The following is a 27,000-nucleotide window of genomic DNA, read 5'->3' as shown; positions in this document are numbered from 1 at the left end:
GCTCGAAACTGCAAATAAAAAGTTCAATGACCGACTAAAATCCATTGCTGCTAAAGCTGAAATAAAAAAATCATAATCGCTTTTGTTCGTCTGTTTCACGACTTTTTTCTTTTACAAGATTCCCTCCTAAATGATAAAGTAAAGTGAATCCAACTCTTCTTGAATCAGGTTTATCGTTGTAGCTATAATCGATAATCTCACTTAGCGAATGCGCCTGGTAACGGTTGGTATTGAAAATGTCGCTTAAGGTTAGCTGAGTGACTAGTTTCTTTTTGAAGAATGATTTTTTAATACCGAAATCAACATAACCTGTAGGATGTGAACTATAGATGCCAAGTAGTTCGGAGGAAAACCAATGGGCGGAAAGATTGATTTTATATTCTTTTGGCAAAGAAATATCTTGTCGTAACATCAATGTTGTCGCCCATTTTGATAGCTGTTTTTCACCTGAAAACTCTGATATGGGGTACTTGGTATAACTAATGTCCGAAAAGAAAAGTATATCCCAAAAAGGGAACACTTTAAACGGTGTTGATACTGTAAAATCAAAACGATGGCGATTACCAAAATTATCACTTTGACTTTTAATGGTTATCCCATTATCATCTATTGACAGCCTTCGGTTTATGAAATTGAGGCTTTGGTTATAAATAACAGAAAAAATATACTTGTTTTTTAGACTATAGGCAAGTGAGTAAATCCAAACCAATTCAGGAATTAAATCAGGGTTTCCAGAATAATAGAAATATTGGTCATTATACCACCGTACTGGATTTAGATCAGTATAGGAAGGGCGGTTGATACGTCTGCTGAGCGAAAAATCCATTTTATTGTCTTCATTGATGATTTGCCCTATTGAAAGCGAGGGGAACAGCTTAGTATATTGCCATTTGTTGGAAATGTCCTGTTTTACGGTATAACCTTCAGCACGAGTATATTCCAAACGTAAGCCAGCATCAATTGTAGTTTTGTTGATTTTTTTTGAGCCCGACAAATAAGCTGCGGCAATACGTTCTTTATATTTAAAATGGTTACTTAAATCTTCTATTTCAACATAATTTCCCAACTGCAATGAATCAAAACGGTATTGATTATCATTTTCTACTTCGGCATATTTAATACCCGTTTTAATGGAATACTTTTTAAAGGGCAAATCGGCATCAGCTTGAGCAGAAATAATTTTGACGGATCCAGGTTGATGGGACTTAAGTACCTCTGTGTTTTGTTTGTTTTGGTTTGCATCATAATTATCGGTTTTCAGCAACCCATCCGAATAATTTCGGTAGGATGTATAATTAGCATCGGCAGTTATTTTTTTACCCAGAGAATCTATATCAAATGTATAACGCGTGCTTATTGCATCGTAGTGATAAGGTTCGATAATATTGTTACCTGAAAGGATAAAAGATTGTAAATCACCTGAATTATTAACCTTGTTTACTCTAGAATTATTTAAGCCTTTAAAATCATCAAGATAACCATGATAGCTTATTCCTATATTGTGTTTTGGCAAAAATTGCCACTCGGTTCCAAGCCGCCAAGTATAATATTTAATTTTAAAAGCTTTTTCATTTTCCCGGTGGAGTCGTAAAGTGTTTTCTTCTTCATTTATAGTGTTCTCACTTTTATTTTGAGTAAACCTATGTGGTGTATTGTAGTCAAAGGAACCATACAGATTTATTTTTTTGGTACGAACGCTTGCCGATATGTTTTCGTTGGTCATCCAATATTTTCCTTTTGAAACAGCGGCACGCAAATTTACAGCATAGCCTTTTTTTAGATTTTTTATAGGTATAATATTGATGATTCCTGTATTACCAGCTGCATCAAATTCAGCCGTAGGTGATGTGATTAGTTCTATCTTATTGATATCTTCTGCACTCATTCCATTCAGCAAGTTGGATAATTGGTTTCCAGATAAATACGTCATCTTTCCATCAATCATTACATTGATACCAGCTGCTCCCCTAAATAAAATATTATCGTTTTGCCCTACGCTTACGCCTGGTAATTTTTTAATTATACCAAGAGCTGTCTGTCCTGTTGTTAGTGCCGAATTTTTAAGATTGAAGGTTAGTTTTCCTTTTTCAGCTTCTACAAAGGGTTCTTTAAAGGTAAGAACCACTTCGTCCAATGATTGGACGGCTTCCTTTAGCGTTATATTTAATTTTGTTTGGCCTTTTATTTCTTTTTCTTCAGTTGTCATTCCAATATAGGAAAATACCAAAACACTTCCTGCAAAGGCTTTTATAGAATATCTACCATCCAAATCGGTAAGCGTCCCTTGGTTGGTTCCTTTTATAAAAATAGTTACACCAGATAAAGCTTGATTTTCAATATCGGTAACTACTCCTTGAATTTCTAATTCCTGTGAAAAAATAAAACAAGGAAAAGAAACTAAAAAGAACAATAGGAATGTTTTTATATGAGATGCCATAACTATAGATGAATGTTTTTAAAATTTGTTTTCTATTTCAGCCGCTTCAAGCATGAGGTAATGTAAATCGGTATTTTTAATGAAGGGTTTTAGGAGATGACTTCCTGAACCGTATAGAGCCAATTCCACATAATCGGCAGAATGGTGCATGCTTATCCAACCCACGGAATTATACTGTTTCTGGATTTCGGCCAAAATCTTAAAAGGAAGATGCTTCGGATTGTAAAGACCTTTTTCTGTTTGTAGATTGGTATAATAGTTTAATAATTGCTTACATTCTTCATCAGTAAGTGCAAAATTATTGGCATAGTGTACCCTTTCTTTTATTTGAGATATGGACGTTTCTTTTCCAATACCATTTAAAATCCATTCATTGCTGTGGCTATATCCTTGAATGGAATCAAAATTATCATTTGCTTCTTTTCCATAAATAATCCCTGGGTTCGCATTGCCATGATCTGTAGCCATTATGATTAGTGTTTGCCCGTCTTGATTTGCAAAATCCATGGCTACTTGTATAGCTTCGTCGTGAGCTACTTGGTCATAAATAAGCCCCGTTATATCGTTACCATGTGCAGCCCAGTCTACTTTTCCTGCCTCTACCTGTAACACAAAACCCATAGGGTGATCTTTCATAGCTTCAATAGCTTTTTTGGTCATTTCGGCAAGCGAGGGAACTTTTTGAAGTAATTCTTTGTTATTTTCTCTATCAATCGAATAAGGAAGGCCTTTATCTTCAAATACACCTAAAATGGGTTTATCAATTGAAGCAGAAAACATGTCGTTTCTTGTCTTGACCACTTCATATCCGTTTGATGCAAACGCTTTGTACATATCTTTTTTATCTTTTCTCTTTTCTGGAGAAAAGTAATTATTCCCACCACCCATCATAACATCAAATTTTTGTTCTAAATACTTTTCGGCTATTTCTTCTTGGGCATTTCTGGACTTGGAGTTTATACAAAAACCAGCTGGAGTAGCATGGGTGATGGGAACTGTAGTAACGCAACCTGCCTTTTTACCTACTTTTTTAAATTTTTGCCAAATAGGAAGATGTTCTTCTCCATTTTCACTTACATTCAAGGAACCGTTATTAATACGCACTCCGCCTCCCCAAGAAGAACTTGCTGCGGCAGAGTCTGTGACAATAGAACTTGCAGAAGCCATATCCATTAAGGCTCTGTTTACTCTATTATCTTTGTATAGTTGTAACCAGTTAGAGCATTTGCCTGTCTTTCTTGAAAGGTGAAGATCGGTCATGTTTAAGGTGCCAGTACTCATGCCATCGCTTACAATCATGATAATGTTCTTTGCTTTTTTGTTTTTACCTTCAGTATCATATTGAATAGTGTTGGCCATACCACTGAAAGGATGTAATAAAGTTGTTCCTAGAGTGAGTAGCGATCCGTTTTTAAAAAATTTTCTTCTGTTCATTTTAATCTTGTGTTACAAGTTTTTTAAATTAATAAGTTGGCCTGTACATCCTGTCAGGATATAATTATTAGAGAAGCAGAAAGTAGGTTCCCTTTTTTTATAATGAAATGTGAGATTATCTGTTTGTATCATCTTAAATTTTGTAGAATTCCATATGTTATTGCTCTATTGGCCATTGATCTTCTTGAGGGAATAATTGTTTTTTCCATAGCTGTGCTTCGTTGTCTGTAAGCAAACAATCATTCAATTGGGTTATGACTTTTTCTTTTTCCAGGTATTGTCCAATAAAGACCAGTTCAATTTTTCGGTCTCCGTATAAAGCATCCCATCCTGATTCAATTTGGTTTTTATTTTCATTGAAGGCAGCGTAATTAATTCGCTCACCATAAGACATGGATGCCCACCAAACTCCAGCATTATCAGCTTTGAAAGAACCTCCTGCCGTGCTCCATACCAAAGCTTGATCTGATCTTGATGCCAACCAAAATAAACCCTTGCTCCTAATAATATTTTGAGGAAAACCTGTATCTAGGTATTTTAAAAAACGATCGGGATGAAAAGGTTTTTTACTCCTGAAAACAAAAGAGTTTATACCATATTCTTCGGTTTCAGGGGTGTGCTCATTTTCAAGTTCTTTTATCCAGCCAGCAGAAGCCTCGACTGTTTCGTAATCGAATACCCCTGTATTGATGACACTTTTTAGTTCAACCTTTGATTCGTTGGCTGGAATAATACGAGCTTCGGGATTTAGTTTTTGAATAATGGTCTGAAGTTCCTTAAGCTGTTCCCCAGTTACTAAGTCAATTTTATTGATGATGATAACGTTGGCAAATTCAATTTGATCGGTTAGTAAATTAACAATGGTTCTATTGTCACCTTCCAGGTTTGTAAGAGCTCGTGTAGTAAGATAGTCCAGACTGGAAAAATCTTTTAAAAAATTTAAAGCATCTACAACAGTTACCATGGTGTCTATATAACTAAAGCGACTTAAATCGATGCCCTCATCTTCACTTTCAAAAGTAAAGGTCTGAGCAACAGGAATAGGTTCGCTAATCCCTGTACTTTCTATTAATAAGTAATCGAATTTGTTTTGGGTAGCTAGTTTTTCCACTTCAATCATAAGATCTTCCCGAAGGGTACAGCAAATACAACCGTTAGACATTTCAACTAACTTTTCTTCAGTTCTAGAGAGTGTATTTTCATTTTCAATGAACTGAGCATCAATATTCACCTCACTCATGTCATTGACGATTACAGCTACTTTTAATCCTTCTTTGTTGTGTAGTATATGGTTTAGCAACGTGGTTTTTCCAGCACCTAAAAAGCCACTTAAAACGGTTACAGGTAGTTTTTTCATTTATTTTGTTATTATTATTTATGGAGCAAACATTATGTTTACAGCTTTCTATTAACAGTATGCATTTTAAATCAAAAGCAAAGAGATGTAAGACCTTTTGAATCACAAAAGTTCACACAGGATTATTTCTAAAACAAACCTTGAAATAAGTTCTGCTTTTAGAAAATTTAAAACACTAATAGAATCCCGTGTCCATAGATATACAGAAGTACAATCATGAACATATAAGTTATTAAAATCCGATATTATATAAATCGCAGATTTGTATTTAATGAGGCACATTGCCCTCTTAAAGACTAACACAAAGTAAAAAATATGGAATGTAACTTTTTCTTTACTTATTAAAGTTGAAAAGGAAACTTATAGTAAAGAAGGTGGGGGACGAGAAAAAAACTGACCAGAAGCAAGGTTACTTGAGGCAATAAAATTGTAGTTTTTTATACTTTCTCTTCGAGTAGAAAATTCAGGGTTTTCAATTGTAAAATCCTGAGAATCGGGAGTGAGTTTGGGGGTTAAGTTATATACAATGGTATAGTCACAAACACTACAATGTATAGCATGGTCCTTATCATCTATATGTAATAACGCATGAAGCCCTATCATTTTCATTGAAAGGAAAAGGACAAGGAACAGATAAGTAATATTATTTTTTAACCGACCATTTTTCACTAACACAAACTTACTAAAATAAACATAAAAATTATGTTAATATAATCTGAATAAAAACTATTAATACTTGCTTTTATGTTGTTGGATACTTTGTTGTGTTTTATCGCGGTACAGCAGAAGTAAATGCATGTACAATAGATAAAAAAGCAATTTTAGGAATTTGAAAAAACTACTACTAATCGGGTTTATATAGAATTTCATGAGGAGTTTTTTTCTAAATAAACTCTAGCTAGTCTGGTAGAGTTATGAATGAGGGCAAATATCTTAAAGATTCAAAAATGTAGTGTTCTAGAACAGTTCATAGAATTACATTAAAAGGGATTACTTCATTATCTTTGTTTCTCATTAGAAGAATTGAGAGATGTGGAAAACACATTATGATAAAATAAATAAAGAAAAACATCCTCCTGCTTATACATTGAGTCAAACTTTAAACTTCATATCTAGTAAAGATAGTTTAAAGAAATTTAAGGCCATTGATTTGGGATGTGGTAACGGTATAGACACTTTAGCTATGTTAGAAAAAGGGTTTAATGTACTGGCGATAGACAAGGATCCTAACTCTTTTCAACATCTACAAAAGAATATAAATTCTAACTACCTAGAACGATTAAATTTTCAAAATTCGTCTTTCGAAAGTTTAGACGAACTCTCTTCTGTTGATTTGGTCAACGCTTCTTTTTCCTTGCCTTTTTGTCTTCCGCATCAATTTGAAAGACTTTGGTCTAATATCGTAGGTTGCATCAATCCCGAAGGTTTTTTTTGTGGACACTTTTTTGGGCCAAAAGATTCATGGAGTTCTAATAGCGATATGACCTTCCATAATCTGCAAGCCGTAAAAAGGTTATTTAAAGGTTTTGAATTATTATATTTCGAGGAAACTGTAAAAAATGGGAAGACCTTGTCTGGTAAAGAAAAGTTTTGGCATGTTTTTCACGTTGTTGCAAAAAAATACCATTCTACAAAATAGCAAGAGAAAATCATTGTATTTAAAGCCCCGCTTTTAATGCTATCCGTTGAAGTATTTTTCTGGATATAATCCATAGAACGAATGCATAAAGCACATTTTCTAAAGCAAGGCCATAGTATATACCTTCAATGCCGAAATATTTGGTTAGAATCAATACAATAGGCACAAATAGGAACAGTTGACGCCCAATGGGTAACAAAGTAGCCAATTTTGCTTCCCCTATTGATTGAAATAGAATTATGCTACTAGAAGATATTGGAATAACCAGTAAGATTCCCATTATCATCCTTATATTAAAAATTTCAGTTTCATTAAGCGCTTTATTTGGCAATATAATATTGATAATAGTCTCTGGGAAAGCCAGTATAGGAATTATCAATACTATACCAAGCGCAATCCCTACTAATCTATAGATATACACTCCTTTTAGGCATCTATGTGATTTATTAGCGCCATAATTGATTCCAATAATCGGTTGCATGGATTGGTAAAGTCCTAAAAGAGGAATAGCCAAAAAAGTGAACAATCTAAAAGCAGCATTAAAAAAGGCCATAGCCTCGAGAGTTCCATATAAAACCACTAATCTGAACAGTAGAAATTGCCTGAATAAATTGGACAATTGCATTGAAAAAGCAGAAAACCCAATGCTTAAAACATTTTTGAGGATTGTGTATTCCAGCCTTATTCGGAAACGCCCCGTATTAAATGTTGCTTTTCCTAATATAAAATATAAGGATGTCAATAAGCTGTATAGGAACATAGCTGCGATACTACTCCATGCAGCACCTGCGACACCCATATGCAAAACACCAATGAATATAGGTGTTAGCAGAAGGTTTAGAATTACAGAAACCAACGTAAAACGCATAGCCTGTTCTATTTTACCCTCAGCCCGTATCAAACCGTTGGCCGATAATCCATAAATGCTGAATAGTGCTCCCAAAATGTATATCTTATAATACTCCAAAGCGTAGGTGAATAATTCTCCTGAGATTCCCAATACAGAAACTATTTCTTTGGAAAAAATGATTCCTGGGATAGTGACAACAGTTGCTCCGATAAGAGATAGAGCCATCATATTGGGGATGATTTTTTTCTGGACTTCGACCTGATTTGAACCTATGGCTCTACTAAGGACAGATGCAGAACCCGCTGCTACCAAAACGGTGACACTGGTAACAACCAACATTAAGGGAAACAACATGGATATTCCCGTAAAAGCTTCCCTTCCTATAAAATAACTTGTGTAAAATATATCAACGAGTCCATTGATTGATATCACCATCATTCCTAAAATGCTGGGCACAGAAAGCTTCAATAAAAGTTTCCAAAGGTTGTCATTAATGAAGTCTGGCTTTTTTTTCAAGTTTTCGTATTGTAAATTTTATAGGAATGCATTTATATATCAAATTTTAAATATCCTTTCAGAAAGTAGTTTTGTTGAAAAGAATCCATGATAAACTAAAAAGCAAAAAAGTGGTGACCATAACTTCTATTAAACCATTCCTGATTTTTTGGTTTCTATCTTGGCTATCGGTTTTTAAATTGAATTTAGGAAGCGTTTCGTAGTCCTTACTTGTTATTTCTTTGTTCAAAAACAGTTTATCAACATAAAAGCTGGTAATATCCTTGTGAAAGCTCTCAATTGATAGGTAAAAGGATTGAAAAATTTCAGAATCTGATTCAACAATTTCATTAAGAATTTCTTGCGTATTTACTGCTGGATTTGCCCAACGAAATAATGAAATCCTCTTTTGCCTTAGCATAATTTGGTTAAAATAGTCCGACACTTCTTTTCTATGATGGTTATCATTTAGTGCCGTAAAAGCAGCGTAGGCTTTGGCCATGATATTTACGTTAAGAAGCGAATCTACACCCTTTAAGTCGTTACGATTCTGTAAGTATTCAAGTACTACTGCTTTGGCTTCGTCCAAGTCCTCTTCGTTTTCAAGACTTCTTCTTCGGGTAACATCGGCCAGTGATGTGTTGTCTATAGGATACATAATGTTTGCATATACATTCAACACAGCTGGTAGAACAATTAGAAAAAGTAGCCATAGGCTAGCAGCACTAATAGCGGTCAAAGAAGAATTTTTTTTAAGACTGATTAAGAAGAACATCAAAGCAAACCAAAAACTGAGATAGCATAAAACGACTGATAGCCATAAGGAGATGGTCAAAATGTCCACTTCTGAAGAAACAAAAAAGCCAATTGAAGACAAAAGAATTCCCAACCCGACAATCAAGATATAATAAAAAGCAATTCTGATCAAGAGTATTTTTCTTAACCCTATGGTTTGCAACCTTAGTAGAGGCAGCATTCCATTTTCCTTTTCTTCTGTATATAATCCATAGGTAAAGGCTATTATAAGCAAGGGAAACAAGTAAATAAGTACAAAGGACATATCAAAATTTCCAACATAGAGTTTTAGGGGATTGGCCAACTCACTTTGAAATAACTGGTAGTACAGGCTCGTTCCAGTCAATTTGTAGTAATAAGGCTCTATATCTCTTTGACCTAAAGACATGTGAGCCAAGCTATGAGGGTGTAAGATGGCATGATACCCATGCCGATACCATGCATAAGCGGGATTTGAAGCTATATCGAATAGTTGTTTCTCCTTAACTGTCGTATGGTCACTATAAAAACTATTTTTATAGCGTTCAAATTCATTCCTCTCAATATGTTCGACGTTCTTGATTGTCTTATGTTGATCTGTTATTTTGGAATACCCATAATAGATGGCATACATACCTAATAAAAAAATGGTGACCAACATTATCATTTGAAAAGTATTTCTAACAATCGAGATACCTTCGCGTTGCCATAATAATAAAATCAATTTCATATTAATTTGTTTTTGAGGAAGAAGGAATTAGAATGAACATTATCAAAACCCAAAGGGACAATGAAGCAAGTTCCATCCAATAGTATTTGAAGATCATGGTCACTTTAGGTGTTAGGTACTTGAAATCTGATATGGTTTCCCATAAGTTCCTTCCTGCTTTATATTCATAAAATTCCCCATACCGTGAGTTCTTAGCCATATCATTGTTCATGGTACGTATGAGATGACGTCGATAGGTGTTAGTCTTTTCTTGAAAATCATTAAAACTATACCAATCAGTTGCTGCAAATGCCATGGAAAGGTTCCTTACAGCTATATAAGGCGCAATAAATCCCATTAAGCTTCCCGCTCTGTTTTGAAGTTCGAATTTTTCGTAAAGGGCTGCATCATGGAAATCATACACTTTATTGGCATATTCTTCTCCTTCCTGCATCTGTATTCCTCCAAAATTCAAAGGCAGTTGATTAAGAGAATCAACCCCATACTCTTGTAAATAATCTTTTTTTAGCCTTGCCATTCTTTTTTCCTTGGTATCATTAGGACTCATGCCATTTTCAATATCATGCTGTATACTTTCCTTATATGTTTTCGTGGATGGCAAGGGGTGTAAGGTTTCGCCAAGATTGGCAGAAGTTTTTGGTATAATAATTCCAGTTGTAATCCAGAATATCAATAAAGTTAAAAGAGCGTTTCTTGCACTCGAAGACTTAAGGGATATCCAAACTGAAAAATTTGTAAAAGCCCACAAATATCCAATGTATACAGAAAAGAGAAGTAAGATGCGTAATCCCATATTACTTATCACAGAACTAGTTTTTTCAATCACTCCCACTATATATAAACCTGTAAAGAACGGAACCATTATGGTAAAAACAATTAGGGTATAAGCCAAGACCTTACCCAAATAAATAGATCTTATTGAAACTCCTTGACTGACCAATAATTTCAGGGTTCCTGTTTCCTTTTCCTTAGTAAAAGTTTGAAAAGTAATGAATATGATGAGAAGCGGCAATAACAATTGAAGTACTAAGGCAGCACTTAATTCCCCGAAACGAATCATATTGCCGTATCCTTGTACAGGTCTGAACATAAATTCATGGGGATAATGTGCCTCTAAGTAAATAGATGTCCCTGTATAGGTGTCCAATCCAAAATCAAAAAGACTAAGAAGCGTCTTCGGTTTAAAAACATAAGTACCATAGTGTGCGGCAATATGAGGGTGTTTATTTCCTTGATCTAACCATTCAGCTCTTCTTTCTTTTTGAGCTGTGTCTACCATGATTCTTTGCTGTTTGTAAGCAATATACCCAGCATAGAGTGCAAATCCTAGGAGCATTATAATGATGACAAACAAAATTTTTAAAGAGTTTTGTCTTGCCATACCTTTAAGTTCCTTTCCTGCAATTAAAAAAACTTGACGTTTCATACTATGTGTGCATGTGTCTTAGATATTTTTGTTCTAAATCATGAAAAGAAACTTGACCCGATTCCATCTTATCAACCAAGACCCCTTCTTTCATAATCCCTATATGTGTTCCTGTATCCTTGGCTCTAAAAAGGTCATGGGTAGCCATTAAAGTAGCTACTTTTTGTTCTTTCATTTCGAGTAAAAGTTCGGAAAATTCATTGCTTGCTTTGGGATCTAACCCAGATGTAGGCTCATCTAAAAGCAATATTTTAGCCCCCCTTGCCCTTGCCAAAGCAATACCTACTTTTTGTCGCATTCCTTTAGAATAGCTACTCACCCTTTTTAGAACAAAATCTTTTTGCAAGCCCGATTGTATTAATAAAGCTTCCAATTCTTCCTTATCTTGATTACCTCCTTGAAGACCACAAAAAAAGCGAAGGTTTTCAAGCCCTGTCATGTTTTGGTACAATTGTAGATTTTCAGGAATATAAGATAGCCATTGCTTTGTTTTTTGAGGATTCTTTTCCACATCCAAACCATTGACGAAAGCCTTTCCTGAAGAGGGTTCTATAAAGTTCAAAAACAAGTTGATGGTCGTTGATTTTCCAGCCCCGTTTGCTCCGAGCAGGCAAAAAATATCGCCAGCCCGGATGCTTAGGTTCAAGGTGTTTAGTGCAGTAAAATCACCGTACTTTTTTGTGAGGTCTTTAGCTTCCAACATATTGTTAAGGATTATGGATTTAGGTCTTCCAATCCAGTTATATATCCTCCCGTAGAAGTGAATAGTTTACTGGATGTATTAGAAGCGATATCAAAACTGAATACAGCATTTTCATCATTGGTAGCGGTTGTAAACAGTAGTTTTTGATCTGTATAAGGAAGAATTATCATTCTACGGGATCCATAGGTAGTGGGAAGCCCTGGAACCGCTCCCAAACTTGATTTGTTTTCTATATCTATCTCAAAATATTTGAATTGTGGTTGTCCGGTAGCAAATTCATAAAAGTCGGAAGCATCCTCAACTCTTGAGGTAAAGGCTCTGCCATTTGGCATTTGATAGATTCCATAACATACATTGCCTGTAGTATCTTGCATATCCATAAAATAATCGGGGTCAAAAGAAGTCTGTCCATTAGGTATTTTCAATAAACCACTTGGGCTGTTACCATCATTCATAGTAGTCCCCAAGCCTTGGACATAAATATCACCATTAGATGCTTTAATCATTCCTGCATTTGCTGCCTGACCACCGAATACCATTCCAGTTCTATGGTCAGCGATTACTTTTTCTACAGCTCGATTATTTAAATCGATTACTGCAACATAGGCTGAATCGTTTACGGGAACGAAGTTGTTCTCGTAGTGTACGCCCATAAATAATTTTTCATCACGTTCCATCATATCCAGATAATACGTTCGTGTAGCTTCAGGAAATCTGCTTGTAACAGATGTTAACGAAACTTCATCAGTAATGCGCATTGTAGTTGGGTTAAAAATGATAAGTTTAGAAATACCGCCTGCAAGAGACCCATAGGCTACGGTTTCACTTTCAAAATAAATGGTGGAAAAGGTATTCGCTCCAGGTACTACAATCCGTTCTTCCTCAACAGTATCTTCATCATCGTTAAACGAATATTTTACTAGGGTTGCGGGTGCACCAAAAGGTGATGCATACAATGCGCCTTTGTATGAGACCGTACCTGCACTTCCAGTCAATTCCAATGCCTTTTCGTTTCCTATGGTTGAAAAGTCCAAATCCGTTACACCTTGAATGTACGAAGTCTGGTTGGGCCATGCACCGCTTACTGTTGTAAGTCCAAAATTTATTGCCACTGGATCGGTTTCGTTTTCTGGATTTGGACTATCATTATCGCTGCATCCCATTATGGCAAGCATTAAAAAAGTATAAAAAAATAGTGCTGTAATTTTTTTTAAAAATTGTCTTTTCATTTTTCTTTAGTGTATTTAATGTTAGTATTTTAATTAATAAAAGTTCTAATAGTTATGTAAAAAGCCTGGCCTGGCCGTTGAACGTTAAAGTTGTCAAAAACTTTTTTGTTAAGCATATTAGTAATCTCTGCGGTAATAGCCCATCGGTTTTTTGGATGAGAAAAAGTAGCCCCCACATTTTGGATAAATTGAGATGGGATTGTGTTTTTGAAGTCTTTGTTCCCGTCCACAGCCCAAAAAAGATAAAATTCATTGACATAATTTGCAGACCACCAAGCCGAAATACTGTTTTTTGTATTTAGGAATTCGCTTTTGTGATAGCGTATTTCACCATTCCCAAAAAAATAAGGGATATTGGGAAGTCTTGCGTTGAAGTAGCGATCATCTACAGCTCCTGTAATGTTTTTGGGTGAACGGTTTCTCAAATCTTGATAAGTAGCATTTGCCTTTATATCCAGAAAATTGAATGGGCGATAGCGCAATTCCATATCCACACCAAGAGTACGTGACCTTAATAGATTTTGGTATTGGGCATAAAACTGGGAGGTTCGCAACCAGATAACATTATCTGTATCACGGTAAAAAAGATTGGTGTCCCAGTTGAACTTTTGGGTATTTAGTTGAAATTCAAAATTGAAATTGTGACTTTGTTCTGGCTCCAAGAACGGGTTAGGTCTTACTAATGTAAAATCCCCAAAAAGCTCAATTTCATCAGGAAGTCTGGTTGCATATTCATAGGAAGATTTTAATAGAAAAAAGTTTGTAATACGATAACGTAACGACTGGAGAAAACCAAAATTGAATGCTTCTTGTTGGTTGGGAACAAATTCAAGATTTTGTATAGCGTATCCATCTGCATCCAACCAAAAATGCTTAACGGCTGTATAGCTTGTTAAATTCTGTGAAAAACTATGTTTATAGGAAAGCCCAATAGCATTCTTAAAAAGGCGGGTTGGGTTGGCGAAAAAATCCTCTCCATAAAATTCGGACGCAACAGGATCTTCTCCTATCCTTCTGAACCATGCGGTAAAAATGTTCAAGGTGAATTTTCCTTTCTCCCAGAGATGGTAGTTTAGGTTAACCCGATTCAAGGCATTCTGAGAGGTAAGCTCTAAAAGATTACGAGAGGTGGAAATCTCTCCACCATCTGTACGTCTATCATATATTTTACCATCCCAAGTGTATACATTTAGTGTGGTATCGATAAAATGACTTCGGGTACGATTATAGGCACTGTACCATTTTACATCCATTTTCTTTAGAACCTTCTTTTTTTCATATTCTAAAGAGGCTCCTAGAGTTGATTCATCATAGGTTACTTGCCCGTAAGGCTGAGCCATAATAGCATTGTGCTGAACATCATCTTCAAGACCTGAATAACGTGCGCTAAAAACTAAACGATCAGCATAATCTTTGTCATAAACTCCTGTGTAAAAATTAACGAGATAGTTAGAAAATTTATCATGAAAACGTTTGACAGTCGTTGGAATTGGATTTCCGAATTCATCGGGGATCTCAATATCTACCTTATAATTATTATCGGAATGATTGAAAAATGAATGCATCCCGAACAGCCAATGGTTATCGGGGTTTATCCATTGTGTGTTTAGGTTTGCTTTATGGCTATTGAATGATCCTCCAGAATAGGAAATGTCTAAGTAGTCTGAATAAGATTTTCTAGTAATAACATTAACGCCTCCTCCAAGAGCATCTGCACCTAGATCTACAGGTACAACTCCTTTGTAAACCTCGATCTGCTCTATTAAGTTAGCTGGTAATACGTTCAACCCTAGTCCTGAACCAAAATAGGATAGTGGAATCCCATCTAAAAAAAAGGGGATAGACTTTCCAGTCATTCCGTTCACATAAATTTCAGTACTACTCCCAAAACCACCTGTTTGGCGAACATTTACACCCGAAATCTGTTTCACGATGTCACTAGTATTTGTATTTCTATCACGAAACTTTTCCATTTGCAATACCGATACATTGGCCGTACTTTCTCTTAGCCGCTGGGTTTTTGATTTTCCCACGAGCGTTACTTCGTCAAGTTGACTCTGTTGAGGTTTCAAACTGATATTAATTTGAATCTTAGGCTTTTTTATTGAAATATCAATGGTGTAATAAATTGTTTCGAAGCCTATATAGGAAACCTCTAAGTTGTATTTTCCATCGGAAAGTTTATCGAAACTGAAAGTCCCCTTTTCATTCGTAATGGTTCTTTTATTTAGTTCAATTATTTGAATATGAGCCCCAAGTAAGGGAGCTTCTTGCTCATCTGTTACCACCCCTAAGATTTCTCCATTTTGAGAATAAAGGAAGCAGCTCGCGAATAAACTTAAAAAGCATGCATATGCGATTTTTATAGAGCTTCTGATATTTAGTTTCTTTATAGAATATGGATGCATTATTTTGTATTGATTTTAAACATTATAGTCTAGTTTGCTTTATGAGCCCCTGTTCCTCCATTTCTTTTAATACATCTTTTTCTTTTTCGGATAAGCTATTTTTATTGAGTAATCCATCTGCTTTATCCCATAGATTTTTGGCTTCTGGGGAAAGCCAATAGGCTCCATCACGATCCTTTTCCATAAGGCAGTCCAATCCGTTTTTCTTACTGATGGATAATATTTCATGATTTCTTATTAGATAAACAGGCATCTCTTCTGTCAAAGCCACTATTTCTCGTTCTTCATTGTAGAGTAAAAAGACTTTTTCTTCAGAAATTGAAATAGTTTTGGTTTCCTTTGAATTTATTTCAAAAGCCTCTATTTCGGTTTCCATATGACTATTGAAATCAATAGAACATCTAACTATTTTTATTGGAGTCCGTTCTTCTGAGTGGTTACAGATTACGGCAGTTCTGTTTTTTCCTTTTCCTGTTACATTGACAAGCGAAATTTTTTCTACCCAAAAATGATCGTCGAGACGAGTCTTGGAATATTTTACATTTCCATTATTATGAACTTCTGAAATTAGAGAGTATTTACCCAATGGTCCATCAAAGGGAATGGTATAAGTGAAATAATAATGACGACCAGCTTGAATATTGGTCAAAATTTCAACTAATTTTTCCCGCTTACAAGATCCTTCAAGATAATCCGCTAGTACTAACAGTGGAATATTCTTGTTCAAATATTTTAACTTTTGAAGCGATTCCTTCTTACTTTCCTTTTGGTCTGGAAAAGCGATAACATGCTCTTCAAAGAGCATAGTAACATTGCCTTTGGGATCTTTTACTCCGATTTTTACCAATGGGTATAAGTGAGTACCATTTAAATGTGATGTGTTGAAATTCCAGTGTATAGTTATTGTTTTGCCTGGGATGGTTCTTTTAGGGAAAATGCTCATTCTTATGTTCTCAATTTTTTAATATTTTCTTTACTGTATTTTTCTGGATATACTTTGAACCATTTCTCAACTGTTTCCGCTCCGAAATAATCGTAAGTAGTGGACAAGAGAAATTCCAGTTTTTTGAGATACTTTTTTTTGGCCTTATCGGGATCGATTCTCATATCCTCTTTTCTTTGTTTTTTTTCCGCTTTTGTGGCAGGAAGATGATGGAAGTAGGGAGTGTTAAAATATTCCATGCTGAATTTATGGTAAAGGGGAGTAAACAAAATGAGGTTGTGCCACATCTCGTCCACGATTAATAGGTCATCTGGAATGAAAATCCCTGGGATTTGACTTATATACAAAAACTTCAGGGTTTCCAAAAGGATATCTTGGGCTTCGGTTTCTGGGACATCATACATATCCATAAACCTTGATATAACATTCTCATCTGTAAAGGATAAGAGCTTGACCAATTGGTCTTCAATAATTTGGTTCATATTCTGGGCGGTTTTTACTGTTTTATATTATGTTTTAAATAGCGGTAGGATTAAATCCTACCGCTATAATTCTGGTACTATAAGGTGCTGGAGCAGTGCCCGCAATTGCTACAATGCGTACTTCCGCTAGGTTGCTTTGCCTTATTAGTCAGAATTTCTGAAATCATAGATTCCTTAGTTTTCATAACTACAGTATTTTAAAGTTACACCTACTCTATTTACAAGGTTTTCGGTTTCCCCTTTCGTTGCAACATTTTTAAGCATGTAAAAACATTTATATATTAGGATATGTATACCTAATAATAGATATCATCTAAAATTTTCAAAAAAACATTTAGTTAATTGAGAAAATTTAAACGAACTCCATAGGGATTCTTTGAATGTCCATATTTGATTATTATCTTATTTTGCGTTTATCGTCGTAAAAGCAAATTAGATCATCAAAATAGAATTGAAGTATGGGAAGAGTTTTGAAATTCACATCCTCTTTCTCTTATTTATAGAGCAAAGACAAGATGCAAATTCCTCATTTACATTATGCGTGTTCATTTAGAGTCAGTATTCTAAATGAGACTTTGTTGAGTCCGAAAACTCTTTACTTTAATAGGACTAAAATGTAATTGAAACTCTTATAGTAAAAAAGGAGGAGGACGGGAAAAGAGCTGATTTGTAGCAATAGTGCTTGAGATAATAAAATTGTAGTTTTTAATTATCTCTCTCTGAACTATTGGTTCAGTATTTTCAATTTTAAAATCTTGTAGACTAGGAGTAATTGCTGGAGTTAAGGTATCTGCGAGGGCATGGTCGCAAACAACACAATGTAGCGCATGATCTTTATCGTCTGTATGTAACAAGGCATGAAGCCCTGCCATTTTCATTATAAGAAAAATGACAAGGAGCAAATAAGTAAGACAATGCTTAATGCGACTTGTTTTCATTAATTGTTAAAATTATTAAATAAAATCAATAATGGGTTTAAATAATTGTTAAAGAAATGCTAAAAAAACAACTAATACCTGTGATTGCTTTTAGCCCGCTAAAATCTTTGATTTTATTTTATAACGGAATACAAAATTTGAATGCTGTTCCTTGTTAAATAAATCTATAGGATATGCAAAATCATGAAGTGTCAACTTGGATTCAGGTATGGCAATATCATTTCTATCAACCTTTTCTTCTTGGGCATCTATTCTAACTACTGAAAAAAGAATTAAACATAAAAAAATCGTTCTAATCACAAAGAGATTGCATCTTGTTTTTAATCCTAAATAACATCCATTCTTCATAACTATTTTATTGAAAGGTATAGGCACTCCTAATAACTTGGGTCAGTCTAAAATACCCATACGCATCGTTATCTGGATTGTCCAAGTTAATACAATTCCCTTTTAATGGAACAGGTATAGTTCCAAAAAGGCTAACCCCACCTGTTTGCTGTGTTAATACGTTTATATAGTTATAATATCCTTTAGAAATCCCGAAGAAATCTATAAAAACCAGATCTCCAGATACAAATTCCTCGACACCATTATCCTCGTCCTCAATTTTTTCAAAATACCAACTAAAAGGATTTCCGTTTGTAAATTCATCCTTTAGACCATCAAGCCTAACCAGTAAATCTCCATCTTCCCAATATCGAAAAAGATAATAATTACCTTTTTCAACTGGATCATTGAAATTAACATTCACTTCAAGTACTTCTTCATCAAACCCTCTATTTCTTGATTGTGTAATTCCAGAAATATCAACAACGGGGATTAAGGTTTCGGTAGCTGAATAATACTCTCCATTATATATAATTTCAAGGGTATAAGACTGATTAATGATTGGAACAAAATCAGAAGTCAAGTAATCGCCATTATTCTGGTCTTCAAAAATAAATTCAGTGTTGTTGCTATTATTAATAACTTTTACTGAAGCACCAGTAACAAATGTATTCGTAGCTGTATCAAAATATGGAGTAGATGTGCTTAATCTTATCATTTGTTCATTGCCCAAAGTATTTTTCTCCCAATCCAAAGAGGCCTCAATTACCAATTTTGGAGGAACACTTTGCAATTCAATTTCAATTACATCTTCACATGAAGTTAATACAAGAAAAGTAAAAAGGAGTATCGTTTTTATATAGGTATTCATTTTCTTAAAATTTAAAGTTGTAGGTTACTGATGGTATTATGCCAAAAACTGCGGTTCTTGTGGCTTCGTTTACTCCTGTTTCAATATTTTGTCCAAAAGAAATTGCAGCTGCATTTTTACGATTATAGACATTATATATACCAAAGACCCATTCTCCTTTCCATTGCCTGTTTCTCTTTTCGTTTGGTCTGTAAGTAGCTGAAATATCTAGTCTATGATAGGGTGTCAATCTATCTGAGTTTCTATCGGAGTAATTTGCAATGGATTGCCCTTCATATGAATATTGCTCATTAGGATAGGTTACAGGGCGGCCGGTTTGAAATATCAGATTACCTCCAAAACTCCACTTTTCATTTAGTTTGTATGCTCCTGTTAGGGAAAAATCATGAGTTCTATCATGTGGAGTATTATACCAGTTTCCATTATTTATTCCAGGTTCTCTGGCATTTCTACCCTGTGTTCGCTGTTCTGACTTAGACAAGGTATAGGCAAACCACCCTGTAAAATCACCTTCGTTTTTACGTAGTAAAAACTCTAGCCCGTAAGCTCGGGATTCTCCATTCAATATTTCTGTTTCAATGGTATTCTGTCCAATAATATTTGAACCATCAATGAAATCCATTCTATTTTCAGTAGTTTTATAATATGTCTCTACCTCGAGAGAGTAAATTTTATCTTTGAAATTCTTAAAATAACCAAAGGCAAACTGATTCGATAATTGTGGCTTTATGTATTTGCCACTTGGCGCCCAAACATCTAATGGAGATATAGAAACTGTATTGGATAATAGATGAATGTATTGGGCTGTACGTGAATAACCTGCTTTAACCGATGAAGACTCATTTAGTTGATAAGCCAATGCCAGTCTAGGTTCTAGGTTGCCATAGCTCTCTATCGTTTCGTCGTTATTATAGTTGGTCTCTCCAATGGTAGTTCCGTTCTGGTATACCTCTAATTCATCATTGTAAACCACTGGCTGGTTGTTGGCATAATTAACCAAAGCTTGCCCACCCAACCTACTAAAGAAACTATATCTTAAGCCATAAAGTGCCGTTAATCTATTCGTTAATTTGTGTTCGATTCCAACATAAAATGCTCTTTCAAAAGCTCTTTTTTGGTCTAGTGACAATGGATTAACTGCTGAAGTCTCGGAAGTGGGTCGTATCTGACCTGGGTCAAAATCATAGTAGATACCACTTACACCAAAATCTAACTTATACTGATTATTTAAATAGTATTTGAAATCATACTTTAGGTTGTAATTATTAATTGAGGAAACCCAATCAAGTTGGTTACTGACGACTCTAATATCATAATCATATTTGCTATATATAATGGATAGGTTAGAAAATAGCTTATTATTAAAAATATGATTCCATCGCAAATTACCAGATAAGTTTCCATAACTACTTTTAAAGCTAGACCCAAAATTAAATGCATCTCGACCAAAATATCCTGATAAAAACAGTTTATTGTTTTTATTTAACTTATAATTTGTTTTAAGATTAAGGTCATAAAAATTAGCACTATTTTCTCCTGCTTCAGTATTCAAAAAAAGATGAGCGTAAGATGACCTTCCAGCTATTAAAAACGAGCCTCTATCTGCAAAAACAGGTCCTTCTGCAGCCAGCCTTCCAGAAATGACACCAATTCCACCTGTGAGGGCAATTTTTTTAGTGTTACCTTCTTTTTGACGTACATTTAAAACAGAGGAAGTCCTACCTCCAAATCGTGCTGGAATTCCTCCTTTGTACAGCTTCATGTCTTTTATGGCATCTGCATTAAAAATGGAAAAATACCCCAATAGATGAGAAGTGTTGTAAATAATAGCCTCATCCAATAAGACTAAATTTTGGTCAGCAGCACCACCTCTAATATTAAATCCAGCAGAACCCTCTCCATTATTGGTCACTCCAGGAAGTGTTTGTAGAGACTTAATAACGTCTACCTCACCCAAGACTACAGGCATTTTTTTAACTGTCTTTATATTGACTTTTGATACACTCATTTCTGGTTTTCGAAGATTTGTACGTTCTGGTTCTTCTGCCATCACTATAACTTCATCTAATTGAGCAGTTAGTTCAACAATTTCAAAGTCTATTTTTTGGTTTTCTGTAAGAGATAGTTCCTTATTGATTTCAGTATACCCCATGTAAGAAACAACCAAGGTATACTCTCCCGAAGGTGCCGATAAAGAATAAAACCCATACTCATTAGTTACAACGCCAATGGTTGTTCCTTTTAAAAAAATTGAAGCACCAAATAAAGATTCACCATTGCTCTTGTCAGTGATAGAACCACTTAACGTATACGTTTGTGCTGTTAGCACAGGGCTTATAAGTAAGAATAACAAGTAAAATAGAAGTTTTTTTTGATTGTTTTTGTAGGTTCTTAAGTTTTCAGACATATGTTTTTTAATTGATTGTGATGACTTGCAAAACAATCGATTTTAAACCATTTAAATTGACCAATGGAAGCATTGGTGCAATTCTATGCGTAAAAAAACTATAAATGCTTTTTTTTGTATTCTGAAGGAGAAAAACCTGTTTCCTTTTTAAAGATTCTATTAAAACTTGTTCTTGACTTAAAACCACATTCGCAGGCAATACCAAAAAGAGTGTATTTTTTACAAGTGTCTAACTTGATTCTTTCCTTTATAGCTTCCACACGGTGTTTATTTATTAAATCAAAAAATGAAGTATGTATATACTGATTTAATACTATGGAAAGTTTTTTATCCGTTGTGGAAAGTTGTTTTGCTAATTTGCCTAATGTCAAATCTTCATCCAAATATGGTTTATTGGTTGTTAAAATGAATTCCAGCTGCTGCTGTAATTGTTCAAATTCCTCCTTTTTAGTATTGGATAAAGAGATTTCTTTTGATTTGTGAATAATTGGTTTATTCTTATTCAACAAGAAATCCGGCAATAAAACTTTTGACTGATTTATGCCATAGTATCCCAAATAAATAACGAGAATAAGCATTGCCGCAATAATTAAATATTCTTGATACCAAATAGAGTCATCATATAAAAGCTCATATATTCTAATAATAGAATCAACACTAATAATGAATAATGCACCTGTCAACATTATTTTTATCCATTTATAATCATACTTAGACAAGTTTGAATAGTTATCTTTTAATGCATTTCTATATTTTGACAATAATTGTAATGAAAGAATGAGATATAGTATTAAATAAACATCTTCTAATTTGATGATAACAACAATGAATTCCGAAATCACATACGACAGTACATCTAACTTAGACATACTAAATACTAATGTAGGTATTGCAATAAATATTAATGATATTACTGCTGGAACAAAATGTTTTAGTGTATTTTTTACTAGATTTTTTTGCTCCAAGAATAACGATTTTATATACAAATACAATAGTGGTCCAATCATTAAAGTGGTAACATCATTTGGAACAAAGGTTGTGCGAAATAGCCAGATTATGTTGTGAAAACTAGCATAAGTAAAAACAGAAGTGAATAAAAGAAATACAAAGAAGATAATTAATATTTTTTGTGATAATTGTTTCTGCTTTGATTTTATCAATAAAAACAAAATAATGCCTATTACTGTGATACCACTAATTAAAATAAAATCTAAAATTAAATTCACTCCTAATATTTTTTTGATAGATATACTTAAACACAAACAAACCTATACTAAATGAATTACATAGGTTATCCATCAGACAATACAGGTTTTTTAATTATCTAACATTTTGTTACATATGAAACAATAATAATGAAACTGCTTGTAAAATACTCTTAGTTTTTTCTTAAGGTTTCACTGAAAGTGTTAAATTTCTGCTACCGTTCAATTCTCGCAATTCAATCTGTAGTTTTTCATTATTTTTTTATGAATCAATTTTTGTTGTTTTTAATTTTCTTTCAGGTTATCAATGATTCGCTCCCACATTTGAAGCATCAGGCACAGTCGTACCATCCCAAGCCATCATATTTGGATTACTACCAGTTGCTACCCCAAGTGCTGGTTGCACCCCTAAATCATTTAGAGATGTCGTATAACATTGTGAGTCATTTATGGTGACATTGACTGTATTAAAACCTATTCCGTTTGAAAAATGATTGTTTACATCGTTATATCTGGTAACTCGCTCAAATACACCATTGGTGATTTGGGTCTCTTCACCTGAATTGGTGTTAGCTCCAACAATAATTACATTTCTCATATAAACGTCTTCACAGCCTTGATGAATCCGTAATCCGTTTTTAGCATTTATATTGGAATTAAAATATGAGTCAACAACTACCAAATTTTGAATGGATTGAAATCTATTATTTTGTGCGTTGGACTCCAAACGAACATTGGCCAGAATAAAATTCCTGCCTCTAAAGTCAGTTCCATTCTTTCCCTGAATAAATAATGCCCAATCACCACTAAAATCTCCATTAACAACTTCTAGAGTTGAGTTTATTAAGGCTACTCGATTCCATCCTGTAACTGGACCCGAGAAGTTATTTAATTCGCCTCCATTTGTTATGGAGTGTAAATTATCTATAAGTATATCTCCATTACTATTCATAACAACTGATCCCGTGGTGACAAGACCACCTTGCCACTTTATTCGGGTACCAGTAAAGGTTAAACTACCTTGAATTTCTGCTCCACCTTCTAAGATAAACTCACAATCATCACAAGAAATATTGACACCGTTATAAATTCCCGAAGCTATTTTTGCAGATATACCGTTGATAGAACTAACCTCTTGGAATTCGGCGTTGGTCGTCACCTCCCTCTGTTCTGTGATTTTTGGTTCAAGTGGCCATTCAACATCATTAACAATACTTGGGAGGTTTCCTAAATCATAATATGAACTTTCTGAAACTTCTTTTAAATCATCGTTTGACTTACAACTAAAAAGTATTGCGATTAAGGTAAATAGGTGAATTCTAAGTAGGTTTTTCATTAGTTATCTAATCTATGTGAAAAACAAATTTACAAAACTAATTGTTTTTAACAACTGGTTTTTATTTGAAATATGATTTTATAACAAACTAAATGATACTGTTTGATTCTAAAAATAATATATTAATAAAAAAAGAGAAATGTTGTACCTATATTGCACCTGTACAAAAAAAGCTTCTCATTTCTGAGAAGCTTTTAACTACATTCAAGTAGTTTAAAATGTGCGGGCGGGGAGACTCGAACTCCCACACCGCGAGGCACTAGATCCTAAGTCTAGCGTGTCTACCAATTCCACCACGCCCGCTAAAGGACTGCAAATATAAACAACATTTTTAAATTGCAAACTCGAACACAAAATTAATTATAAAATAAATTTATTCATACCCTTTTATTTTTCATTCATAACTTCCATTATTATGTCATGCATAGCGTTATTTAATAAAAAAACAACTTGTTATCTATAGGTATTTTATAATCAAATTGATATTAACCATTAAAAACATTCTTTTTTTATATTTTTGACCGAAACTATTTCATTGTAAAAGTTTTTATACACTAAAGAATGATCACATGCGTATTAAACATTTAGATTGTGATCGAATTATATCCATTGAAAAACAATAAATACTAACAACTAGCTCTTCATGACTCATATTCAATCTTATATAAAAGAAAATAAAGATCGGTTTCTAAATGAATTAATAGAACTCCTTAAAATACCATCTATAAGTGCCGATTCTGCTTATAGAAATGATGTTTTAAAAACAGCAGAAGCTATAAAACTTAGCTTGGAAAAAGCTGGATGCGATACAGTTGAGATATGTACAACAGACGGATACCCTATTGTTTATGGCGAAAAGATTATTGACAAAAACCTACCTACTGTATTGGTTTACGGACATTACGATGTGCAACCTCCAGATCCATTAGATCTTTGGAATTCACCACCTTTTGAGCCTGTAATTAAAAAAACGGCATTACATCCTGAGGGCGCCATTTTTGCCCGTGGTGCGTGTGATGACAAAGGTCAAATGTATATGCATGTTAAAGCTATGGAGTTTATGACCTCTACAGACCAACTACCGTGCAATGTAAAGTTTATGATTGAAGGTGAAGAAGAAGTAGGCAGCTCTAATCTGGCTATTTTTGTAAAAGAAAATCAGGAAAAACTAAAAAATGATGTCATTCTTATTTCTGATACTGGTATGATCGCACAGGATGTACCTTCTATTACCACAGGTTTACGCGGATTAAGCTATGTAGAAGTAGAAGTTACAGGACCAAACCGCGATCTGCATTCTGGCTTGTATGGAGGCGCTGTAGCAAATCCAATAAACGTTTTAACTAAAATGATCGCATCACTGCATGACGAAAACAATCATATTACTATTCCTGGATTTTACGATAAAGTAGAAGTGTTATCTAAGGAAGAACGTGCCGAAATGGCAAAAGCACCGTTTAGTTTAGATGATTATAAAAAAGCCTTGGATATAAACGATGTCTATGGTGAAACTGGATATACGACCAACGAACGTAATGCCATCCGCCCTACTTTAGATGTTAATGGTATTTGGGGTGGTTATACTGGCGAAGGTGCTAAAACCGTAATCGCGAGTAAAGCGTATGCTAAAATATCCATGCGTTTAGTACCGCATCAGGATTGGGAAGAGATCACTCAATTATTCACAAGTCATTTCGAAAGTATAGCTCCTAAAGGTGTTACTGTAAAAGTAACTCCTCATCATGGCGGTCAAGGTTATGTAACGCCTATAAACAGTCTTGGTTATAAAGCAGCAAGTAAAGCATACCAAGATACTTTTGGCAAAACGCCTATTCCACAACGTAGTGGTGGTAGTATTCCTATTGTGTCTCTTTTTGAACAAGAACTAAAAAGTAAAACCATTCTCATGGGCTTTGGTTTAGATAGTGATGCTATTCACTCACCAAACGAGCATTTTGGAGTTTTTAATTATTTAAAAGGTATTGAAACTATTCCTTTATTTTATAAATATTTCACTGAATTATCTAAATAATTTGGGTGTTGCAATCTTTTTCAAAAAACAAAAGAATACATTATCTAAGACGTATAATCTAAGCTCTAATCTCTAACGCATAAGTAAATAATATGTCTAACAACCATACCAATCACCTTTTGTTACTATTATTGGCAACTCTATTTATTAGTACCTCTGGTGCCTTAGGTAAATTTATAGATATGCCTACACCTGTTATAATTTGGTGGCGTTCTATTTTAGCAATGGGTTTATTATACGGGTTTTCCAGGTATAAAAAAATTAGTCTAAAAATTAAATCAAAAAAAAATGCCATTCAAGTAATAACTAGCGCCTTATTTATGGCAGCGCATTGGGTTACTTACTTTTATGCTTTAAAACTTTCAAACGTAGCTATTGGCATGCTTTCTTTATTTACATTTCCTATAATCACAGCTTTATTAGAGCCTTTATTTACAAAAATAAAATTTGATCCCATATATATACTACTAAGTGTTATGGTGCTGTTTGGCATGTATATTCTAGTTCCAGAATTTAACATGGAGAACACACATGCAAAAGGGATTTTGTTTGGATTATTTTCTGCCTTCTGCTACGCTTTACGTAATATTCTATCGAAAAAACTAGTAGTAGTACATTACAATCCGACTTCAATAATGTTTTACCAACTATTTATTATTACTATTATATTAACGCCTGTTTTATTTTTTATGGATACATCGGGAATTAAAACACAATACCCCTATATTATTCTTTTAGCTACACTTACCACAGCTATTGGGCATACCATGCTAGTAAATAGCTTAAAACATTTTACAGCAAGTACTGCTAGTATAATAGGTAGTGTACAACCCATTTTAGGAATTATAATTGCTTTTTTATTTTTAAAAGAGATTCCTACCTGGAATACTTTTTTTGGAGGACTTATTATCCTTTCTACAGTGGTAATTGAAAGCATACGTTCCAAAAAAGCATAACTCATCAACTCTACATTTGTA

At 34.2% G+C, this 27,000-nt stretch carries 21 protein-coding genes and 1 tRNA gene; 3 read left to right on the top strand and 19 right to left on the bottom strand.

From position 1 onward, the window contains the following. Positions 1 to 70 precede the first annotated feature (70 nt). From Q4Q40_RS03015 to Q4Q40_RS03000, 4 genes are all read right to left on the bottom strand, one after another. A complete protein-coding gene (locus tag Q4Q40_RS03015) occupies positions 71 to 2,437 on the bottom strand; it encodes an outer membrane beta-barrel family protein (protein WP_303300211.1) in 2,367 nt (788 codons plus the stop codon). Between the two features lie 18 nt (positions 2,438 to 2,455). Then, positions 2,456 to 3,871 carry an alkaline phosphatase gene (locus Q4Q40_RS03010; protein ID WP_303300210.1) on the bottom strand — a complete coding sequence of 472 codons (1,416 nt, stop codon included), beginning with the start codon at positions 3,869 to 3,871 and terminating at the stop codon, positions 2,456 to 2,458. 157 nt (positions 3,872 to 4,028) lie between these two features. Then, positions 4,029 to 5,228, bottom strand: coding sequence for a GTP-binding protein (locus tag Q4Q40_RS03005; RefSeq protein WP_303300209.1), 1,200 nt, complete (start codon positions 5,226 to 5,228; stop codon positions 4,029 to 4,031). A 360-nt stretch (positions 5,229 to 5,588) separates the two neighbouring features. Further along, on the bottom strand, positions 5,589 to 5,831 hold the full coding sequence (locus Q4Q40_RS03000; RefSeq protein WP_303300208.1) for a hypothetical protein: 243 nt from the start codon (positions 5,829 to 5,831) through the stop codon (positions 5,589 to 5,591). Between the two features lie 427 nt (positions 5,832 to 6,258). On the opposite strand from Q4Q40_RS03000, the gene Q4Q40_RS02995 reads away from it, so the two are divergent. After that, on the top strand, positions 6,259 to 6,867 hold the full coding sequence (locus Q4Q40_RS02995) for a class I SAM-dependent methyltransferase (RefSeq protein WP_303300207.1): 609 nt from the start codon (positions 6,259 to 6,261) through the stop codon (positions 6,865 to 6,867). A 19-nt stretch (positions 6,868 to 6,886) separates the two neighbouring features. Here the strand turns inward: Q4Q40_RS02995 and Q4Q40_RS02990 are convergent, their stop codons facing one another. From Q4Q40_RS02990 to Q4Q40_RS02920, 15 genes are all read right to left on the bottom strand, one after another. After that, a complete protein-coding gene (locus tag Q4Q40_RS02990) occupies positions 6,887 to 8,233 on the bottom strand; it encodes an MATE family efflux transporter (protein WP_303300206.1) in 1,347 nt (448 codons plus the stop codon). A 58-nt stretch (positions 8,234 to 8,291) separates the two neighbouring features. After that, a complete protein-coding gene (locus Q4Q40_RS02985) occupies positions 8,292 to 9,716 on the bottom strand; it encodes a DUF3526 domain-containing protein (protein ID WP_303300205.1) in 1,425 nt (474 codons plus the stop codon). Position 9,717: 1 nt separating this feature from the next. Beyond that, entirely contained in the window at positions 9,718 to 11,142 is a 1,425-nt protein-coding gene (locus Q4Q40_RS02980) for an ABC transporter permease (protein ID WP_303300203.1), read from the bottom strand. A 1-nt stretch (position 11,143) separates the two neighbouring features. Then, complete coding sequence (locus Q4Q40_RS02975) at positions 11,144 to 11,845, bottom strand: ABC transporter ATP-binding protein (protein WP_303300202.1); 702 nt, start codon at positions 11,843 to 11,845, stop codon at positions 11,144 to 11,146. A gap of 11 nt (positions 11,846 to 11,856) precedes the next feature. Continuing rightward, positions 11,857 to 13,074: a DUF4374 domain-containing protein gene (locus Q4Q40_RS02970; protein WP_303300201.1), complete on the bottom strand. Its 1,218-nt coding sequence runs from the start codon at positions 13,072 to 13,074 to the stop codon at positions 11,857 to 11,859. Positions 13,075 to 13,103: 29 nt separating this feature from the next. Further along, positions 13,104 to 15,482 (bottom strand): TonB-dependent receptor, encoded by a 2,379-nt coding sequence (locus Q4Q40_RS02965; protein WP_303300200.1) that lies wholly within the window; start codon positions 15,480 to 15,482, stop codon positions 13,104 to 13,106. Between the two features lie 22 nt (positions 15,483 to 15,504). After that, positions 15,505 to 16,425 carry a hypothetical protein gene (locus tag Q4Q40_RS02960; RefSeq protein ID WP_303300199.1) on the bottom strand — a complete coding sequence of 307 codons (921 nt, stop codon included), beginning with the start codon at positions 16,423 to 16,425 and terminating at the stop codon, positions 15,505 to 15,507. A gap of 2 nt (positions 16,426 to 16,427) precedes the next feature. Further along, positions 16,428 to 16,907 carry a UCP032817 domain-containing protein gene (locus Q4Q40_RS02955; RefSeq protein ID WP_303300198.1) on the bottom strand — a complete coding sequence of 160 codons (480 nt, stop codon included), beginning with the start codon at positions 16,905 to 16,907 and terminating at the stop codon, positions 16,428 to 16,430. Positions 16,908 to 17,536: 629 nt separating this feature from the next. Beyond that, on the bottom strand, positions 17,537 to 17,845 hold the full coding sequence (locus tag Q4Q40_RS02950; protein WP_303300197.1) for a hypothetical protein: 309 nt from the start codon (positions 17,843 to 17,845) through the stop codon (positions 17,537 to 17,539). 90 nt (positions 17,846 to 17,935) lie between these two features. Further along, positions 17,936 to 18,193 carry a hypothetical protein gene (locus Q4Q40_RS02945; protein WP_303300196.1) on the bottom strand — a complete coding sequence of 86 codons (258 nt, stop codon included), beginning with the start codon at positions 18,191 to 18,193 and terminating at the stop codon, positions 17,936 to 17,938. Positions 18,194 to 18,200: 7 nt separating this feature from the next. Continuing rightward, positions 18,201 to 19,043: a DUF4249 domain-containing protein gene (locus tag Q4Q40_RS02940; RefSeq protein WP_303300195.1), complete on the bottom strand. Its 843-nt coding sequence runs from the start codon at positions 19,041 to 19,043 to the stop codon at positions 18,201 to 18,203. A gap of 4 nt (positions 19,044 to 19,047) precedes the next feature. Then, complete coding sequence (locus Q4Q40_RS02935; RefSeq protein ID WP_303300194.1) at positions 19,048 to 21,450, bottom strand: TonB-dependent receptor; 2,403 nt, start codon at positions 21,448 to 21,450, stop codon at positions 19,048 to 19,050. Between the two features lie 98 nt (positions 21,451 to 21,548). Beyond that, on the bottom strand, positions 21,549 to 22,676 hold the full coding sequence (locus Q4Q40_RS02930; RefSeq protein WP_303300192.1) for a helix-turn-helix domain-containing protein: 1,128 nt from the start codon (positions 22,674 to 22,676) through the stop codon (positions 21,549 to 21,551). 283 nt (positions 22,677 to 22,959) lie between these two features. Next, entirely contained in the window at positions 22,960 to 23,991 is a 1,032-nt protein-coding gene (locus Q4Q40_RS02925; protein WP_303300191.1) for a hypothetical protein, read from the bottom strand. A gap of 221 nt (positions 23,992 to 24,212) precedes the next feature. Further along, positions 24,213 to 24,294, bottom strand: a tRNA-Leu gene (locus Q4Q40_RS02920). A gap of 340 nt (positions 24,295 to 24,634) precedes the next feature. Here Q4Q40_RS02920 and Q4Q40_RS02915 point away from each other — a divergent pair. Continuing rightward, on the top strand, positions 24,635 to 26,023 hold the full coding sequence (locus Q4Q40_RS02915) for a dipeptidase (RefSeq protein WP_303300188.1): 1,389 nt from the start codon (positions 24,635 to 24,637) through the stop codon (positions 26,021 to 26,023). Positions 26,024 to 26,115: 92 nt separating this feature from the next. After that, positions 26,116 to 26,979 carry a DMT family transporter gene (locus Q4Q40_RS02910; RefSeq protein WP_303300186.1) on the top strand — a complete coding sequence of 288 codons (864 nt, stop codon included), beginning with the start codon at positions 26,116 to 26,118 and terminating at the stop codon, positions 26,977 to 26,979. Positions 26,980 to 27,000 lie beyond the last annotated feature (21 nt).

It is taken from the genome of Flavivirga jejuensis, from assembly GCF_030540765.1.
GTDB classification, from domain to species: Bacteria; Bacteroidota; Bacteroidia; order Flavobacteriales; family Flavobacteriaceae; genus Flavivirga; species Flavivirga jejuensis.
Note: the sequence above shows the minus strand (reverse complement) of the source record. Positions and strands in the feature narration are given on the sequence as shown.